The organism is Xanthomonas prunicola, from assembly GCF_002846205.1.
In the GTDB taxonomy this organism is placed as follows: domain Bacteria; phylum Pseudomonadota; class Gammaproteobacteria; order Xanthomonadales; family Xanthomonadaceae; genus Xanthomonas; species Xanthomonas prunicola.
Window position 1 is genome coordinate 72,435 of sequence record NZ_PHKV01000004.1, and the last position, 17,374, is coordinate 89,808.

Here is a 17,374-nt window from a genome sequence, read left to right on the forward strand (position 1 = left end):
GCTGCGGATGTGGCATCGCGTGCTGCATCCTCATCACCTTTTTGGTCGGCCGCTGGCGCACAGTACGCAGGCCCTGCATTCCTGTCACCGAAGGTGCCGCAATGAACGACACGAACCATTCCAGTCCCGCGACTACAGCGCAGATCCTGCTAGGTGGCCAATGGCAACCCAGCCGTGCCGCCACCGGCAGCTTCCGCGCGGCAAACCCGGCCACCGGCGAACCGATCGGGCCGCATTTTCCCATCAGTGGTGCGGACGATGTGGAAGCGGCAGTCGTTGCGGCGCAGGCAGTGGCAGCGGAACTCGCGGCCGCGCCGGTCGAGCGCATCGCTGCCTTTCTGGCGGGTTACGCCGACGCGTTGGATGCCGATGCCGACACGCTGGTTGCACTGGCGCATGCCGAGACGGCGTTGCCTGCGCCCACACGCTTGCGCGGCAACGAACTGCCGCGCACCAGCGGACAATTGCGTCAGGCTGCCCAGGCGGTGCGCAGCTACAGCTGGACCCAGCCCATCATCGACAGCGCGGCAGATTTGCGCTCGCACCTGGCACCGCTGGGCAAGCCGGTGCTGGTGTTCGGGCCAAACAATTTTCCGTTCGCGTTCAATGCGATTGCCGGCAGCGATTTCGCCTCGGCCATTGCGGCACGCAACCCGGTCATCGCCAAGGCACATCCGCTGCATCCGGCCACCAGCCAGCGCATGGCGCAGCTCGCGCATCGGGCGCTGGTCGCGGCCGGTCTTCCTGCGGCGGCCGTACAGCTGCTGTACCACTTCGACAATACGATCGGAGTGCGACTGGCTGGCGATGCACGACTGGGCGCGATTGGCTTTACCGGCAGCCGTGCCGGTGGGCTGGCGCTGAAGGCAGCCGCAGATGCCGCGGGCGTACCGTTCTATGCCGAGCTGTCCAGCGTCAACCCGGTGTTCCTGTTGCCCGGTGCGCTGGCCGAACGCGGCGACGCGCTCGCACAGGAATTCTTCGCATCCTGCACGCTGGGTAGCGGCCAGTTCTGCACCAATCCAGGCGTGGTGGTAGTGCCGCACGGTGCGGCTGGCGATGCATTCGTGGCAGCCACCAAGGCACAGTTCGAAGCCGCCATGCCAATGGTGTTGTTCTCCGCGTCCGGCGTACATGGTGTGCAACGTGGTGTGGCGGACCTGCGTGCTGCCGGTGCCAGCATGCTGGCCGGCGGTCACACCGGCGAGGATGGCTACCGCTATGCACCAACCTTGTTGAGCGTGGATGCGCAGGCCTTTATCGCCAACCCGCACGCGCTGCAGGCCGAAGCCTTCGGCCCGGTGAGCCTGCTGGTGCGCGCAGCCGATGTGGCGCAAATGGCAGAGGTGGCTGCCGCTTTCGAAGGCAACCTTACCGGTACCCTGTACCGCGCCGCCGACGGTAGCGACGATGCGGCCTGGCAGGCCATCGCCCCGGTGCTGCGCGCGCGGGTAGGGCGGTTGATCAATAGCAAGATGCCAACTGGCGTGGCAGTGAGCGCCGCGCAGAACCATGGCGGTCCGTTCCCGAGCACCGGGCATCCGGGGTTCACCGCCGTGGGCATGCCCGGTGCCATCCGCCGTTTTGCCGCCTTGCACAGTTACGACGCGGTGCCCGATGCGCTGTTGCCTGCCGAATTACGCCAGCGCAATCCGGGCGGTGTGCAGCGTCTGGTTGATGGGCAATGGAGCACCGCCGATCTTGGAGCGGGCGCATGAACAGCCAGATCGGCGGGCTGTCGCTGGAGCAGGCGCGCGCGCAGCTCGCGCCGTGGTCACGACGCGCCGCGCCGATCGCTGCGGACGAATACGAGCGCCGCATCGAGCGCGCACGTCGCTTGATGCGTACGCATGGCGTGGATGCCCTGTTGATCGGCGCCGGCACCTCGCTGCGCTACTTCACCGGCGTGCCGTGGGGGGCGAGCGAACGGCTGGTGGCGTTGCTGCTGATGCTGGACGGCGACCCGGTGTTGATCTGCCCCGCGTTCGAAGAAGGCTCGCTGGATGCGGTGCTGAAGATCCCAGTAGCCAAATACCTGTGGGAAGAACACGACGACCCGTATGCGCTGGTGGTTCAGGCCATGGACGAGCGCCATGCGCATGCCTTGGCGCTGGACCCGGGCATTGCATTCGCCGTACACACCGGCCTGCGTGCGCACCTGGGCAAGGCAATTCGCGATGCCGGCTCCATCATCGACGGCTGCCGCATGTGCAAGTCGCCGGCCGAGCTGGCCTTGATGCAGCAGGCCTGCGACATGACCTTGCTGGTGCAGCGGCTGGCCGCCGGCATCGCGCACGAGGGCATCGGCACCGATCAACTGGTGCGCTTCATCGATGAAGCGCATCGCGCGCTGGGTGCCGACAACGGGTCGACCTTCTGCATCGTGCAGTACGGCCATGCCACCGCGTTTCCGCACGGCATTCCCGGTGTGCAGCACCTGCGCGAAGGCGAACTGGTGCTGATCGATACCGGCTGCACCGTGCAGGGCTACCACTCCGACATCACCCGCACCTGGATCTATGGCGCCCCCAACGATGCGCAGCGGCGCATCTGGGACCTGGAACAGGCCGCGCAGGCGGCGGCATTTGCGGCAATTCGCCCCGGCGTGGCGTGCGAGGCGGTGGACCAGGCTGCACGCAAGGTATTGGAAGCCGCAGGGCTCGGTCCCGACTACCGGCTGCCCGGCCTGCCGCATCGCACTGGCCATGGGTGCGGCCTGGCGATCCACGAGGCGCCGTATCTGGTACGTGGCAACGCGCTGCCGCTGCAGCCGGGCATGTGTGCCAGCAACGAGCCGATGATCGTGGTGCCGGAGCAGTTCGGCGTGCGCCTGGAAGACCATTTTTATGTGGCCGACGGTGGCGCGCAGTGGTTCACACCGCCGTCGGTGGCGATCGATCAACCGTTTGCGTGAGCCTGCGCGGAGGCGTGATGTTGTAGGAGCGTGCTTGCACGCGGTGGGTTCTATCGATGACACCACGCGCGCGTAAGCGCGCTCCTACGGCCGTCCTTGCATCGAGCGCTTCCAGCGCACCGTTTCTTTGGAGTGAATGCATGAAGCACCTGCGTCCTGTCGCCATCGGTCTGCTTGCAGCCGCGTTGTTCACCGCCTGCAAGCCGGTGCCGCCCGCAGCGGGGCAGGCCGCCACACCTGCCTCCGCCTCAATCAGCGAGCAGGCTGCCAAGGCCTTCGATGCGTTGCTGGACAAGCAGTGGCAGTACCAACTGCAGCACAACCCGGAGTTCGCCAGCATCATCGGCGACAAGCGCTACAACGACCGCTGGAGCGATTATTCGCTGCAGGCCGTGCAAGCAGATCGCACCGCAACAGCCGATCTGCTCAAGCAGTTCGAAGCAGTGGATGCCAAGACGCTGGACGCGCAACGCCAGCTCAGCCTGCAGATGATGCTGGGCCAGTTGCGCGACAAGCTGGAAGGCATCGATCTGAAGACCTATGCGATGCCGCTGGAGCCGATCGGCGGCATCCAGCTGGGGCTGGCCGGTTACGGCGATGCGTTTCCGTTCGAGAACGCCAAGGATTATCAGGATTACATCAAGCGCCTGCAGACCATTCCGACGGTGATCGACCAGGTGATCGCGGTGTCGCGGCAGGGCGCCAAGGAGGGGTTGGTGCAGCCGCGTTATCTGCTGGAGCGCCTGCCCGAGCAGATCGACAAGATTGCCGCGCTGACCGGGGAGCAGAGCCCGTTCGCCTCGCCGTTGAAAAAGCTCGACGCTGCGGTACCGGCTGATCAACGCGACGCGTTGCGCAAACAACTGCTTGCAGCGATCGATCAGCAGGTGCGTCCGGCGTACGGCAAGCTGGCGGCGTTCGTGCGCGACGAATACGCCGCGCAAGGGCGCGCGCAGGAAGGCGTGTGGTCGCTACCCGATGGCGAGCGTCGTTATCGCTATGCCATCCATACCCAGACCACCACCGACATGGCGCCGGAACAAATCCACCAGATCGGTTTGAAAGAGGTCGAGCGCATCGAGGGCGAGATGACGGTGATTGCAAAGGCGCAGGGCTTTGCCGATCTGGCGAGCTTCCGCAAGTCAGTGGAGACCGACAAGCGCCACTTCGCCACCTCAGGCGAGCAGATTTTGCAGCAGTACCGCCAGTACATCGCGGCGATGGAGCCGGAGCTACCCAAGTTGTTCGGCCATCTGCCCAAGACGCCGCTGGAAGTGCAGGCGATGCCGGCGTTCCGGCGCACTGCGCCTGGCGCCGAATATTGGCAGAGCAATCCGGAAGGCACCAAACCGGCGATCGTGAAGGTCAACACCAGCGACTTCGCCAGCCGCACGCTGACCAATATCGAAACCACCGCCTATCACGAAGGCGTGCCGGGCCATCACCTGCAGATCTCGCTCGCGCAGACGCTGCCGTTGCCGCCGTTCCGCCAGCAGGCCGGCTATAACGCTTACATCGAAGGTTGGGCGCTGTATGCCGAGCGTCTCGGCAAAGAGATCGGTTTCTTCAAGGACCCGTACAACGATTACGGGCGTCTGTCCGGCGAATTACTGCGCGCAAACCGGTTGGTGCTCGATACCGGTGTGCACTACAAGCACTGGAACCGCCAGCAAATGGTGGATTTCTTCCACGCGCATCCGTCCGACGACGAGCCCAGCATCCAGTCCGAAACCGATCGCTACATCGTATGGCCCGGCCAGGCGCTGGGCTACAAGCTCGGCCAGCTGCAGATCCTGGCACTGCGCGCGGAAGCGGAAAAAGAACTCGGCGAGCGCTTCGATGTGCGCGCCTTCCACGATGCGGTGTTGGGTGGTGGCGCGATGCCGCTGGCGATGCTGCAGCAACGCGTGCGGCAATGGATCGCGCAGGCCAAGACGGCACCGGAGGCACAGCAATGAGTACCAGCAGCGCGTTACGCATAAGCGCATTGAGTTTCTTGCTTGCAGCCAGCCTGAGCGGTCTTGCCCTGCCTGCGCAGGCAGCCGACGCTGCTGGTGCGGCGACGCAGAACACCGCAGCGGCACGCTTCAAGGCCTTGTACACGCGCGAATGGCGCTGGCGGCAGGCCCAGGCCTCCGGCGCGGTGGATGAGGACAACCGGGCCACGCAGGAGCAGCAATCCGATCATCTGCCCAAGGTCGATGTCGCCACGCAGAACCTGCGCACGGCATATTGGCAACACGCGTTGAAGGAACTCGATGCCATCCCGCAGGCGCAGTTGTCGGCCGAAGATCGGGTGAGTTACCAGGTGTACCGACAACAGTTGCAGGTGCTGCTGGACCAGCAGCATTTTCGCGCCTGGGAAATGCCGTTCAACAGCGACTCGGCGTTCTGGAGCGATCTGGGGTTCAGCGCCGAAGCCAAGCTGCGCACGCGCGAGGATTACCAGCGTTATCTGAAGATGCTGGCCGACATCCCACGCTATTTCGCCGAGCACACCGACAATATGCGCGCTGGGTTGGCGCGCGGTTTCAGCCAGCCTCGGGTCACGATGACCGGGCGTGACCAATCCATCGCCGAGGTGGCGCAGGCCAAGGGCGCGGCCAATCCGTTCTACGCGCCGTTCAAGAAAATGCCGGCGACGCTGCCTGCCGATGTGCAGGCGCAACTGCGCCAGCAAGCGGTCCAGGCCATCGATACGCAGGTGGTGCCGGCGTACGCCACGTTGCTGGACTTCATCCGCAATGAGTATCAGCCGCGCGCGCGCACCACGCTCGCCGGCGAAGCCCTGCCGGGCGGGCAGGCGTACTACCGTGCGCAGATCCGCGAGTTCACCACGCTGGATTTAAGCCCCGATCAGATTCATCAGATCGGCTTGCAGGAAGTGGCCAAACTGCGCGCGCAGATGGACCAGACCATCGCTGCCAGTGGCTTCAAGCCGCCGGCCGGGCAGGCGGTGTTTCCGGCATTCCTGCATTTCCTGCGTACCGACCCGCAGTTTTACGCCAAGACCCCGGAAGAGTTGCTCAAGCAGGCGGCTTGGATCGCCAAGCGCGTGGACGCCAAGGTGGGCGATTACATCGGCCGGCTGCCGCGCCGGCGGTTTGCGATCGAACCGGTGCCACCGGAGTTGGCGCCGTTCTACACCGGTGGCCGCGGCGGGCCGGGCATCTATTTGGTCAACACCTACAACCTGCCGTCACGGCCGCTGTACAACCTGACCGCGCTGACCTTGCATGAGTCCTCGCCGGGCCACGCACTGCAGATGCCGCTGGCGGCAGAGGCGCAGGGCTTGCCGGAGTTCCGTCGTTACGGCTTCATCTCTGCCTACGGCGAGGGGTGGGCGCTGTATTCGGAGTATCTGGGCCAGGAAATGGGTATGTACGACACGCCCTATGACCGCTTCGGGTTTCTGACCTACCAGATGTGGCGTGCCTGCCGCCTGGTGATCGACACCGGCATCCACCACAAGGGCTGGACGCGCGAGCAGGCGCAGGCCTACCTGCGCGACAACACCGCCTTGAGCGAGCACGAAGTGACCACCGAAGTGGACCGCTATATCGCCTGGCCGGGGCAGGCGCTGTCGTATTACCTGGGCGAGTTGAAGATGCTGGAGCTCCGCCACAAGGCAGAAGCTGCACTCGGCGAGAAGTTCGACCTGCGCAACTTCCACGATGCGGTGCTGCAGACCGGTTCGGTGCCGTTGCCGGTGCTGGAAGCACGTATCGACCGCTTCATCGCCGATGGTGGCGTGTCGCCGTATCCAAAGGATGATGCTGCAGATACATCGGTAGAGGCGAAAGCGGCTTCCAGCGACTGACGCGTGCGCGCACGGCGTCGCGTTACTGCAGTAACTGCGCTTTCCACACTTCGGGGCGACGGATGACCACACACGCTACGACCACGCAAGGCAAGTTCCACAAGCGGCTTAGCCTGACCGACCTGACCTTTATCGGGCTGGGTTCGATCTTCGGCTCCGGGTGGTTGTTTTCGGCCAGCCACGTGTCCTCGATCGCAGGACCGGCCGGCATCGTGTCGTGGATTTTGGGGGGCATCGCGGTGCTGCTGCTCGGGCTGGTGTATTGCGAACTCGGCGCGGCGTTGCCGCGGGCGGGCGGGGTGGTGCGCTACCCGGAGTATTCGCATGGCGCCTTGCTCGGGTCGCTGACCGGCTTCATCACGCTGATCGCGTTTTCCAGTTTGATTGCGATCGAAGTGGAAGCCGCGCGGCAATACGCAGCAGCATGGTTGCCGTGGCTGAGTCAACCAGATAGTACGCATCCCAGCATCTGGGGCTGGCTGGCGCAGCTGGCATTGCTGGTGCTGTTTTTCCTGCTCAACTATTTCAGCGTCAAGACGTTTGCCCTGGCGAACAACATCGTCAGCATTTTCAAGTTTCTGGTGCCGGTTCTGGTGATCGTGCTGCTGATGAAGCAGTTCAATGCAGGCAATCTGAGCGTGCATGGGTTCGCACCCTCGGGCATGGCGGGCGTGGAAGCGGCGATCTCGGCCGGCGGCATCATCTTCGCGTACCTGGGGCTGACCCCGATCGTATCGGTGGCCAGCGAAGTGCGCGATCCACAGCGCAATATTCCGATTGCGCTGATCCTGTCCGTGGCGCTGTCCACGGTGATTTACGTGCTGCTGCAGCTGGCGTTTCTGGGCAGCATTCCGGCCGCGCAGCTCGCACAAGGCTGGGCGGGCATCGACAAGGCCTTCTCGCTGCCGTACCACGACATCGCGTTGGCGTTGGGCATGGCGTGGCTGGCGGCGCTGGTGATCTGCGATGCGATGGTGTCGCCCAGCGGTACCGGCAATATCTACATGAATGCCACGCCGCGTGTGGTGTACGGCTGGGCGCGCAGCGGCGGGTTCTTGCCGGTGCTGACGCGGGTAGATCCGGTGTCGGGCATCCCGCGTCCGGCATTGTGGTTGAGCCTGGGCTTGTCGATTTTCTGGACGCTGCCGTTTCCCTCGTGGGAAACCTTGATCGGCGTGGTGTCGGCGGCCTTGGTGCTGAGCTATGCCGTGGCGCCGGTCACGGTGGCGGCCTTGCGCCGTAGTGCGCCGGACTTGCCACGCCCGTTTTTCGTGCGTGGCTTGATGGTGTTGGGGCCGCTGTCATTTATGGTGGCGGCGCTGATTGTGTACTGGTCCACCTGGCCGACCTTGTCGTGGCTGCTTGGCTTGCAGGTGCTCGCGTTCGCGCTGTACGTACTGTATCGCTTGCCCTCGCGCGAGGGGCGCACGCGCTTGTTGCGGCAAGTGCGTGCATCGTTGTGGCTGATCGTGTTCTTCGTGCTGGTGATGCTGGTGTCGTGGGCCGGCACGTTCGGTGGACACGGCTGGATCGGGCATCCGTTCGATACGCTGAGCGTGGCAGTGATTGCGTTCTTCATCTATCACTGGGGTGCGCGCAGCGGTTTGCGTAGCGAGGAGCTGGCGTTGGAGGAGGACGATGGTGAGTGATGCGCGCCGCAGCGCAGTGGGTGTGTGTGGGTGGCGTGTGTTGGCCGCGTGCGTGATGGTGGTGTCGGGTGCGGTGCAGGCTGCGCCCAGCGTTGCCGACTATCAACGCTCGCTGGGTCTACGCGAGCAGTGGATCACGCTAACCGAGAGCGTCGCCTGGCCGGCGCAATGGCAGGACGACGGCAGGTTCTACTACCGCAAGACGGTGCCGGGCGGCTTCGCATTCGTCAGCGTCGATGTGGCCACGCGACAGAAGCAGCCGGCGTTCGATCAGGCGCGCGTGGCCCAGGGCTTGCGTGCGGCAACCGGAAAAGCCTATGCGCCGCTGCGGCTGCCGTTCGAGCGGTTTTCGTTCTCGAAAGAGGGCGAGCGCAGCGATGGCGCGATTGTCTTCGCACTCGAAGACGCGGCTTGGCGCTGCACGCTGATCACCTATCACTGCGCGCCCGATGCACGGCCGCAGTCACAAGCACGTCCACGCGGTTTCGGGGTGGTGCGCGACCCGCTAGTGCCGGCCGACACCACGCCGCGTCGTTCGCCAGATGCCACCTGGGAGGTGCTGGCCGATGGCTGGAACCTGATGCTGCGTCGTGTCGCCGATGGTCGGGTGACACGGCTCAGTAGCGACGGCCGTGCAGATGATTACTTCGACCTGGAAAGTGTTGCCTGGTCGCCGGATTCGCAGCAGTTGGCGGTATACCGCGTGCGTCCCGGACTGGCCCGCCGCGTCACTCGGGTGGAGGCCGCGCCTGCCGGTGGCGGGCAGCCGGTCGTGCACACCCAGCTCTATCCCAAGCCGGGCGATGCGGTGGATGTAGAGCGGCCGGTGCTGTTCGCGCTGGACGGCACACGGCGCGATGTGGACACGGCGTTGTTCGCCAACCCGTATTCGCTATCGCCGCTGCAATGGCGCAGCGATGGCCGCACTGTGGCGTTTGAATATGTGCAACGCGGCTTTCAACGCATGCGTGTGATCGCAGTGGATGTCCGCACCGCGCGCGCGCACGTGGCGGTCGGCGAAGACGCGCGCACCTTCGTGTATGCCGACCGCAGCTTTCGCCACGATGTCGATGGGCGCGGCGATCAGGTGCTGTGGATTTCCGAACGTGACGGCTGGCGGCACCTGTACCTGTTCGATGGGCGCAGCGGCAAGGTGCAACGCCAGCTCACCCGCGGGCCGTGGGTGGTGCGCGATGTGCTGCGCGTGGACGATACGCAGCGCCGCATCTGGTTCACTGCCAGCGGCATGGATGCCGGTAAAGACCCATACGACCGACAGCTCTACAACGTGGATTTTGACGGCCACCGGTTGACTCGCCTGACCCATGCCGATGCCGACCACGATGTCGCGATTGCCGACGACGGCCTGCACTACGTCGACGTTTACTCGCGTCCGGACCTGCCGCCGGTGATGGAGCTGCACGCCATCGATGGACAACTGCTGCACACCGTGGAGCGCGGCACTATCGACAGGCTGCAGGCCGCCGGCTGGCGCGCGCCGGAGACCTTCGTGGCCAAGGGGCGCGACGGCACCACCGACATCTGGGGCATGGTGGTACGACCGCGTGATTACGACCCGCGCAAACGCTACCCGGTGATCGAAAACATCTACGCCGGGCCGCATGATTCCTTCGTGCCCAAGACGTTCTGGCCGTTCGGTTATCACTCCGGCGGCGACAAGCAGATCGGCATGCAGGCGCAGGCCGATCTGGGCTTCATCGTGGTGATGATCGACGGCATGGGCACCGCCAATCGCTCCAAGGCGTTTCACGATGTGGCGTGGAAGAATCTTGGCGATTCCGGTTTTGACGATCGCATCGCCTGGCATCGTGCACTGGCGGCCAAAGATCCGTCCTATGACATCAGCCGCGTCGGCATCTACGGCGCGTCGGCGGGCGGCCAGAGCACGCTTGGGGCACTCGAACGTCATCCAGAGTTTTACAAGGTGGGCGTGGCCTTCGCTGGCTGCTACGACAACCGCATGGACAAGATCAGCTGGAACGAGCAGTGGATGGGCTGGCCGGTGGATGCGAGCTATGCGGACGCGTCCGGTGTGGTCAATGCGAGCAAGCTGCAGGGCGATCTGCTAATGATCGTCGGCGAGCAGGACAGCAATGTGGATCCAGCGTCCACCGCACAAGTCGTCGATGCCTTGATCAAAGCCGGCAAAGAGTTCGATCTGCTCAACGTGCCAGGTGGCGAGCATTCGGTAGGCCGCTCCAGTGGCCCGATCGATTACGTGCAACGCCGCCAGTACGACTTCTTCGTGCGCCATCTGCGCAACGAACCCACGCCGCACTGGAATTGGCTGCCATCGGAGGCGCAATGATGCGTTTTTCTCTTCGATTCAGGGCATCGCGGCGCAACCGGGGGGCTGGTCTGCTATGGTCGCTGGCGTTGCTTGCGGTCAGCATGCCGCTGCTCGCCACGGCAGAAGAACTGCCGCGCTTGGCCACCAAAGACGGTCGCCATGCGCTGTTCGTCGATGGTGCGCCATATACGATCCTGGCTGCGCAGCTGCACAACTCCAGCGCGTGGCCGGCGGTGTTGCCGCACGCGCTGGACGATGTGGTGGCGCTGCATGCCAATACGGTGGAAGCACCGGTGTATTGGGAGCAGTTCGAACCGGTGCAGGGTCGCTTCGATACCACCAATGTAGACGCGCTGATTGCCGGCGCCCGCAAACGCGGCCTGCGTGTGGCCTTGCTGTGGTTCGGCAGCTGGAAGAACGGCCAGATGCATTACGTGCCGGAATGGATCAAGCGTGACGAAGCGACGTACCCGCGCATGCGCGACGCCAACGGTGAGCCGGTGGATGTGTTGTCGCCCCATGTGGCCGCCAACATGCAGGCCGATGCGCGCGCGTTCACTGCATTGATGCAGCACCTGCGCAAGGTGGATGGCGACCGCCACACTGTAATTCTGGTGCAGGTAGAAAACGAGCCGGGTGCGATCGGTACTGTGCGCGATCACGGCCCGGCCGGTGAGGCGGCGTTCGCGCAACCGGTGCCTGTCGAAATCGCACGCGCGCTTGGCAAACCGCAGGGGAGCTGGCAGCAGGTGTTTGGCACCGACGCGGCCGAAGCCTTCAATGCGCACGCAACGGCGGCGTATATCGAACAGGTGGCTGCCGCCGGCAAGCGCGCCTATCCGCTGCCGCTCTACGTCAACACCTGGCTGCGCTACAAGGGCAAGAGCTACCCGGGGCTGGACTATCCGTCCGGCGGTGCGACGGTGAACATGTTCGCGCTGTGGCGCGCTGCCACGCCCTCGATCGACTTCATCGGCACCGATATCTACACCAACGATTACACCGAATACACCAAGGTCATCGGCCAGTACGCGCGCCCCGACAACCCTGCCTGGGTGTCGGAAACCGGCTTCGAAGCGGCCACCGCGCCGTATCTGTTCCACGTACTGGGGCAGGGCGGTGTCGGGTTTTCGGTGTTCGGCGTGGACGGCAACCAGGACAGCGAGGCCAACCGCGCCGCAATTGCAGCGCATGTGGCCAATTTCACGTTGCTCGCGCCCATGCAGCGGATCATTGCGCAGGCCGCCTTCGATGGCCGCTTGCAGGCGCTGGCCGAACAACCCGGCGTGGCGCAACGCACGCTGCGCTTCGGCGAGTGGGAAGCCAGGGTGTCGTTCGGCGCGCCCATGTGGGGCGATGCGCCGCCCATTCTGCCCGGCAACGACGACCACGCAGGCCGGCTGCTGGTGGCCCAACTGGGGCCGGAGGAGTTTCTGGTGACCGGTATGGCTGCACGCATTGAATTTTTCCGCGACGCGGCCGATACCCGTCATGGACAACTGTTGCGGGTGGAGCAGGGGCGGTATGTCGATGGGCGCTGGCAGGTAAAAAGGCAGCTCAACGGCGACCAGACCGACTACGGGCTCAACTTCGGGCGTGTGGATGCGGACGGTAACGTGCCTGTGGTGCTGCGGGTGCGGGTAGGGACTTACTGAGCCTTGCTGATCGTGTTGCCGACTTCCGCCTGTTATCTGCAATGGCTTGGGCCTTGTTCACATCCACTCACCGCCACACCGGAGCCACCATGAGCATCAGCAGCATCGCCAGTTCCGGAATGCAGGTCGCCGCCTTGCGTCAGCAGGTGGCAGCCAGCAATGTGGCCCGCCAGCCGGTGGACGGCAGCCCACGTCAGTCTGTCGCGGCCAGCACGCAGGCCAACGGCGGCGTGTCGGCCAGCGTGGTCGATGCCAGCGCCGATCCATCTGTGCCCGTCACCGATCTGGTCGAAGGTCTATCGGCACGCAACGATTTCCAGGCCAACGCCACTGCGCTACGGCGCTCCGACGAGATGTTGGGTCGCTTGTTGGATGTGTTGAGCTAAGACGTTCGGAGTGGACGACGGCCGTTGTCGATCGGTTGTACCCGTTGTGCGGCCATCGGTTTGATATCTGCACCAGGCGACGTCTGTCTGCTGCCTGGCTGCAAGGATCCGTCGAATTGATTGGTGCGCAGAGGTTGCAGAGCAAGCAGCGAATCGGTGTTCTCGCTCTCAATACAGATTGCCGCGACGGCTGTCTGCACGCACCCCTGCGTCGTTCTCAGTCCGGGCGCAGCGCATCGGTCAAGCGTGTGCCGTCGGGCACGCCCAACCCAGTGTTGGCATCCCAGCCGGTGGATGCGCGGAAACCGGCGTTGTCACCGGCGACGATGTCCCGGAACGCCTCAGGTTGGCCGTACAGGCGCGGTAACACGAAGTGGGGTTGCAGCGGTTTGCGCCGTAGATGCGCGCCAGCAAGGCCGCCCATAACGGTGCAGCGGCGCTGGTGCCGCCCATCACGGCAGGCTGCCCGTTGATCGACAGGTAGTAACCGGTCTGTGCATCGGCGTTGGCCGCCACATCGGGGACGCCGCGCATGCGCAGCTGGCGTGACTGGTGCTGTGCATCGGTGAGACGCAGATCCTTCTGCCAGGCCGGGCGTGCAAAGAACCTGCTTTCTCCGCCGCCGCCGTTCGTCCATGCCTGCTCGTTTGCGCTGTCCGCCGTCAGCTGTAGTCGAGTGCCGCCGCAGGCGAGCACGAACGGGCTGGATGCGGGAAAGCAGACGTTCAATCCTGGCTGCCCGTCGCTGGCGCCATCGTCGCCAGCGGCAATGCACACGGTGATGCCCATCAATGCGGCGGCCTGAAACGCACAGTCGTAGGCCTGGCGCGATTGCGGCGTCCATTGCGATTCGGTGAAGCCCCAGCTGATGGCGATGATTCCCGGGGAATGCTCGGTGTCGTGGATAGCGGCGTTGATCGCTTCCAGAAAGCCGTTGTCGGTGTTGGGCGCGAAATACACCACAAGTTTGGCGCCCGGAACGAGTGTCCCGGCGATCTGGATATCCATCTGCGCTTCGACATCGGCATTTGCATGGCCACAACTGACGGTGTTGGTGGCACCGGGCAACAGCACATCCACCAGCGTCGGCATGGGGACGCGCAGCTGCGCGAAATAGGCGGCCATCTGCTCGCGTGCATAGCCGCCACCCAGCACGACGATGCCGATGCACTGCCCGTGACCGTCGTGCTCGGGAAAACCATATAGTTGCGCCAGCTGCGGCGGCGTGTACTGCATGATCGGGCTACCCTCCGGCGCTGCCGGCGCGGGCTGCCGCGTCGCGGTTGCGTCAGGCGCGCTTGGCAGCGTCTGCGCCTGCGGGCGCGCGTCCAGCCCCAGCACGGCGGTGACGATGCCGGTTAATGCCTGCGGCATCGACACCGGGCCGGTGCGGCCGCGATAGCGCACTGTGCCGTGTACGTAGTCGCGCAGGCTGACCTGGAACGCGGCTTCGCACTGCTGCACGGTGCCTTCAAGAATGACGGTGCCGCTGTCTGCATGCGAACGTTCGACCGCTAGGCCATAACTGGCGGCAAAGTCGGCAACGGCCTGCAGATCTGCCGCGCTGGCGGCGAAGCGTTCGCTGAACTCCGCGCGCGTCAATGCAACCGGCAGCGTATTGGGCTGCAGTTGCAGCAGCATATCGGCAGCGGCATTCAACGCCGGCATGCGCACCGCGAGTAGGACACGCAGTCGTTCGTCCTGCGGCGGTTGTCCGGCCTCGATGGTCGAGAGTGCGGTGTGGCGCTCACTGCCAGCGAGGATCGTGTGCATGCGGGGAGATCTCCATCGAGATGGGTGAGCCGAGGTGGTTGGTGCAGATCGAACGGTGGCCGTCGCATGCTGCACGAACACTGCAGCACGTATCGCTGCCAGCCGCACGCCATTTTGCATTCAATGCCAAGCGCTGGTGATGGATGCGGCCGGTGCCACGTGCGATGGACTAAAATGCGAAGCGCTGACGCATTGAGTGGTGCGCCATTGGTCGGTGGCACGTCACGGCAGTGATGCAACAAGGCCAGCATCGCGCGCGTGCGCCTCAGATCCTGCGACAGCGCGCCGCGTGGTGTGGAGTGCTGGCGGTCTTGCGCATCCAGGGCTGCTGCGAGCACAACGGCAAGCCGTCCACGCGCCGTGGCGATGTGCAGATTTCCGCACGGGTGTCTGACCGCTGTCACAAGACGTGCCGCGTGAAGGCGTGCACGATGGGCAACGATCATTCGAGGGCGCACCGATGGACCGTAGAACCTTTCTGCGTCAGGGTATGGCGGCCAGTGCGGCTGTTGGTGCCGGTGCCGCACTGGTAATGCCGGCCACTGCCGCCGCTGCAACGGCGCTGCCCGCGCACGCACTTCCCCGCCTAGAGCCGCTGCCTTCGGCAGCGCATGTCGGCAGTACGCTGTGCAGCTTCACTCACCTGCAGCAGCACTGGACGGTCTACGAGCATCTGGACGACGCGCAGGGCCAGCTCACGTTGTGGAGCGACAGCGGCATGCTGCGGCTGGACAAGCGCACCGAGCCGGCCTATCCAGCCGAGGGCAAGCCATACTTCGGGCTGCCGCTGGCCCAGGTGGCGATGGCCGATGCCGACCTGCTTGCCGATCGCTTGCTGCGCGATGGCGACCCGGACGAGGCGCAGGTGCGTGACGTGGCGCCACCGCCAGCCTCGCTGCTCGATCCCAAGGACAATGGTGGCCGCTGGCCGTGGACCACTTTCGTCGGCACGCGCGAAAGCCTGGACACCATGCCGATCCTGCCCAACGGCCGCAGTCGCACTTCGCGGCCGGAACATGCCTTCACCGAACTTGGCGAGGAGGCGCTGATCAAACGGCGCGAAGAAGGCATGTTGGGTGGCTGGATGCCGGCGGTGCGCAAGGTGATGCGCCGCGAGGGCGAGGCCGATGCCTGGTACGACGTGCTGGTGTTTGCCGATGTGCGTGCCAGCGACCGCTTTGTTGTGCAGACCTGGCACCGCACGATGCAGGTCCGCGGCGGGCAGATCGTGGCAGTGCACTACACGCACAGCTATCCCGCATTCGGCGACGTGCGTACGGCGGCCACTGCCGAGCAGTTCTATGCGGCGTTGATCGATTTCGCTGCGTATTGGCAGCAGGCATTGGACGGCACGGTGCAGGCGCAATTGCCCGATGCGAGCTGGAATGACATGGCCCAGTTCGCGTTCGTGCGCGAGCTGGTAGTGCGCCCCGGTGGCGACTACCCGAAGTACGGCGCGGTGGAGCGCGACTACTACGGCAACGAATACGATGGTTTCCAGGACACGTTTACCAGCGCGTTTTACGCCAATCTGGAGTGGGGGCGTTTCGCACAAGCTGCGGCGGTGCTGGACAATTACTTCGATGCGTTCGTGCAGGACGATGGCTTGCCGAATATGCGCGGGCCGGAAGTGGGGCAATTCGGGCTGACCTTGTCGTTGCTGGCGCGTTATCTGCGTTACACCGGCGATGCGCCACGGCTGCGTCGCTTGCTGCCCAAGATCGCCGCCACCGCGCAGGTGTTATGCGTCTTGCACGACCAGGCATTGGCATTGCCGCGCACCGCACAGGGCCATGGCCTGCTGCACGGTTGGAACGAATCCGATGCCTGCCTATTTCCCGATCCATCGCTGTGGTGGAAGCCGTATTACGCCAATAGCGCGTTGGCCATCCGCGGCTGGGAAGACATCGCACAGGTGTGGAGCACGCTCGGTGGCGACACGGGCCAGGCGACCCTGTGGCAGCGCCGCGCGACGCAACTGCGTGCAAGACTGCAGGCCAGCCTGCGGGCCAATGTGCGTCGCGATCTCTCGCCGGCGTATGTGGGGCCGTTGCCCGGCACCAAACTGACCTTCCGCCAATCGCTGCTGCAGGAAAAGCCCAGCGAACAGCAATGGCCGCACCGTGCGTATGCCGAGCTGCTGCAGGCCGATGTGTTGCCGGACGATCTGGCCAACCTGGTGATCGATTGCGTGCGCGGCCATGGCGGCACCAGCATTGGCGTGGTTGCCAATATCGCGCCGCCGGAGCCGGGCAGCCGCGATCTGCTCGGTTTCATTTCCTATGGCTATGCGCAACAACTGCTACGGCTGGATCGCATCGAAGAATATCTGCTGTTCGTCTACGCGCACCGCTATCAGGTGCACACGCGCGGCAGCTGGACGGCCGGCGAGGTCAGCGGCATCACCGGTGGCATGCCGTTGTTTTGCATGCCCGCGCAGATGACCATCCCGCTGCTGCTGCGCTGGATGTTGGTCAGCGACGACAGCGCAGGTGAGCAGTTGTTTCTTGCCCGTGCGGTACCGCGCGCATGGCTGGGCAGCGGTGCGCCCGTGGGCATCACCGCTGCGCCAACGCGCTGGGGGACGGTCACGCTAACCTTGCGCAACGATGCTGCGGCGCGTTGCATCAGTGCCGATGTGCAGTTGCCGGAGCGCGCACCCAAACGCACCTGGCTCACCCTGCGTGTACCCGCAGGCACGCGCCTGCAACGCGTGCTGGTGGATGGCACGCCGGTGCGACCGCAAGGCCCGCATGCAGATCGCGTGGCCTTGCCCGGCGCTGCTGCATTGGTGAAGGTGCAGGCTTGGTACGTGTGAGCCCAGCGGTGCGATGATCACCCGGCGAGCTGCTGCGATGGAGCTGCA

The 17,374-nt window shown here is 64.8% G+C and carries 9 protein-coding genes and 1 pseudogene; 9 read left to right on the forward strand and 1 reads right to left on the reverse strand.

All coding sequences use genetic code 11. The features are described 5' to 3' along the window. Positions 1-101 precede the first annotated feature (101 nt). From XpruCFBP8353_RS13815 to XpruCFBP8353_RS13850, 8 genes are all read left to right on the forward strand, one after another. Positions 102-1,718, forward strand: coding sequence for an aldehyde dehydrogenase family protein (locus XpruCFBP8353_RS13815; protein WP_101363742.1), 1,617 nt, complete (start codon positions 102-104; stop codon positions 1,716-1,718). Next, positions 1,715-2,914 (forward strand): M24 family metallopeptidase, encoded by a 1,200-nt coding sequence (locus tag XpruCFBP8353_RS13820; protein ID WP_101363743.1) that lies wholly within the window; start codon positions 1,715-1,717, stop codon positions 2,912-2,914. Before XpruCFBP8353_RS13815 ends, XpruCFBP8353_RS13820 begins: the two co-directional genes overlap by 4 nt. A 140-nt stretch (positions 2,915-3,054) precedes the next feature. Beyond that, complete coding sequence (locus XpruCFBP8353_RS13825) at positions 3,055-4,872, forward strand: DUF885 domain-containing protein (RefSeq protein WP_101363744.1); 1,818 nt, start codon at positions 3,055-3,057, stop codon at positions 4,870-4,872. Next, positions 4,869-6,734 (forward strand): DUF885 domain-containing protein, encoded by a 1,866-nt coding sequence (locus XpruCFBP8353_RS13830; RefSeq protein ID WP_101364000.1) that lies wholly within the window; start codon positions 4,869-4,871, stop codon positions 6,732-6,734. The genes XpruCFBP8353_RS13825 and XpruCFBP8353_RS13830 overlap by 4 nt, the downstream gene beginning before the upstream one ends. A 62-nt stretch (positions 6,735-6,796) precedes the next feature. After that, entirely contained in the window at positions 6,797-8,383 is a 1,587-nt protein-coding gene (locus XpruCFBP8353_RS13835; protein WP_101363745.1) for an APC family permease, read from the forward strand. Beyond that, positions 8,373-10,712, forward strand: a complete 2,340-nt coding sequence (locus XpruCFBP8353_RS13840) for a S9 family peptidase (RefSeq protein ID WP_101363746.1) — start codon at positions 8,373-8,375, stop codon at positions 10,710-10,712. The genes XpruCFBP8353_RS13835 and XpruCFBP8353_RS13840 overlap by 11 nt, the downstream gene beginning before the upstream one ends. Continuing rightward, on the forward strand, positions 10,709-12,349 hold the full coding sequence (locus XpruCFBP8353_RS13845) for a DUF5597 domain-containing protein (protein ID WP_101363747.1): 1,641 nt from the start codon (positions 10,709-10,711) through the stop codon (positions 12,347-12,349). Before XpruCFBP8353_RS13840 ends, XpruCFBP8353_RS13845 begins: the two co-directional genes overlap by 4 nt. Before the next feature lie 89 nt (positions 12,350-12,438). Beyond that, positions 12,439-12,735 carry a flagellar basal body rod protein FlgC gene (locus XpruCFBP8353_RS13850; RefSeq protein ID WP_101363748.1) on the forward strand — a complete coding sequence of 99 codons (297 nt, stop codon included), beginning with the start codon at positions 12,439-12,441 and terminating at the stop codon, positions 12,733-12,735. A 217-nt stretch (positions 12,736-12,952) separates the two neighbouring features. Here XpruCFBP8353_RS13850 and XpruCFBP8353_RS13855 read toward each other — a convergent pair. Continuing rightward, positions 12,953-14,508, reverse strand: a pseudogene (locus XpruCFBP8353_RS13855) (S53 family peptidase). 460 nt (positions 14,509-14,968) lie between these two features. Between XpruCFBP8353_RS13855 and XpruCFBP8353_RS13865 the strand changes: the two are divergent. Beyond that, positions 14,969-17,326, forward strand: coding sequence for a glucosidase family protein (locus XpruCFBP8353_RS13865; RefSeq protein ID WP_101363750.1), 2,358 nt, complete (start codon positions 14,969-14,971; stop codon positions 17,324-17,326). Positions 17,327-17,374 lie beyond the last annotated feature (48 nt).

Coding starts and splice junctions, on each gene's coding strand:
- XpruCFBP8353_RS13865 (WP_101363750.1), top strand. CDS start 14,969: ATGGACCGTAGAACCTTTCTGCGTCAGGGTATGGCGGCCAGTGCGGCT.
- XpruCFBP8353_RS13825 (WP_101363744.1), top strand. CDS start 3,055: ATGAAGCACCTGCGTCCTGTCGCCATCGGTCTGCTTGCAGCCGCGTTG.
- XpruCFBP8353_RS13820 (WP_101363743.1), top strand. CDS start 1,715: ATGAACAGCCAGATCGGCGGGCTGTCGCTGGAGCAGGCGCGCGCGCAG.
- XpruCFBP8353_RS13835 (WP_101363745.1), top strand. CDS start 6,797: ATGACCACACACGCTACGACCACGCAAGGCAAGTTCCACAAGCGGCTT.
- XpruCFBP8353_RS13840 (WP_101363746.1), top strand. CDS start 8,373: ATGGTGAGTGATGCGCGCCGCAGCGCAGTGGGTGTGTGTGGGTGGCGT.
- XpruCFBP8353_RS13850 (WP_101363748.1), top strand. CDS start 12,439: ATGAGCATCAGCAGCATCGCCAGTTCCGGAATGCAGGTCGCCGCCTTG.
- XpruCFBP8353_RS13815 (WP_101363742.1), top strand. CDS start 102: ATGAACGACACGAACCATTCCAGTCCCGCGACTACAGCGCAGATCCTG.
- XpruCFBP8353_RS13845 (WP_101363747.1), top strand. CDS start 10,709: ATGATGCGTTTTTCTCTTCGATTCAGGGCATCGCGGCGCAACCGGGGG.
- XpruCFBP8353_RS13830 (WP_101364000.1), top strand. CDS start 4,869: ATGAGTACCAGCAGCGCGTTACGCATAAGCGCATTGAGTTTCTTGCTT.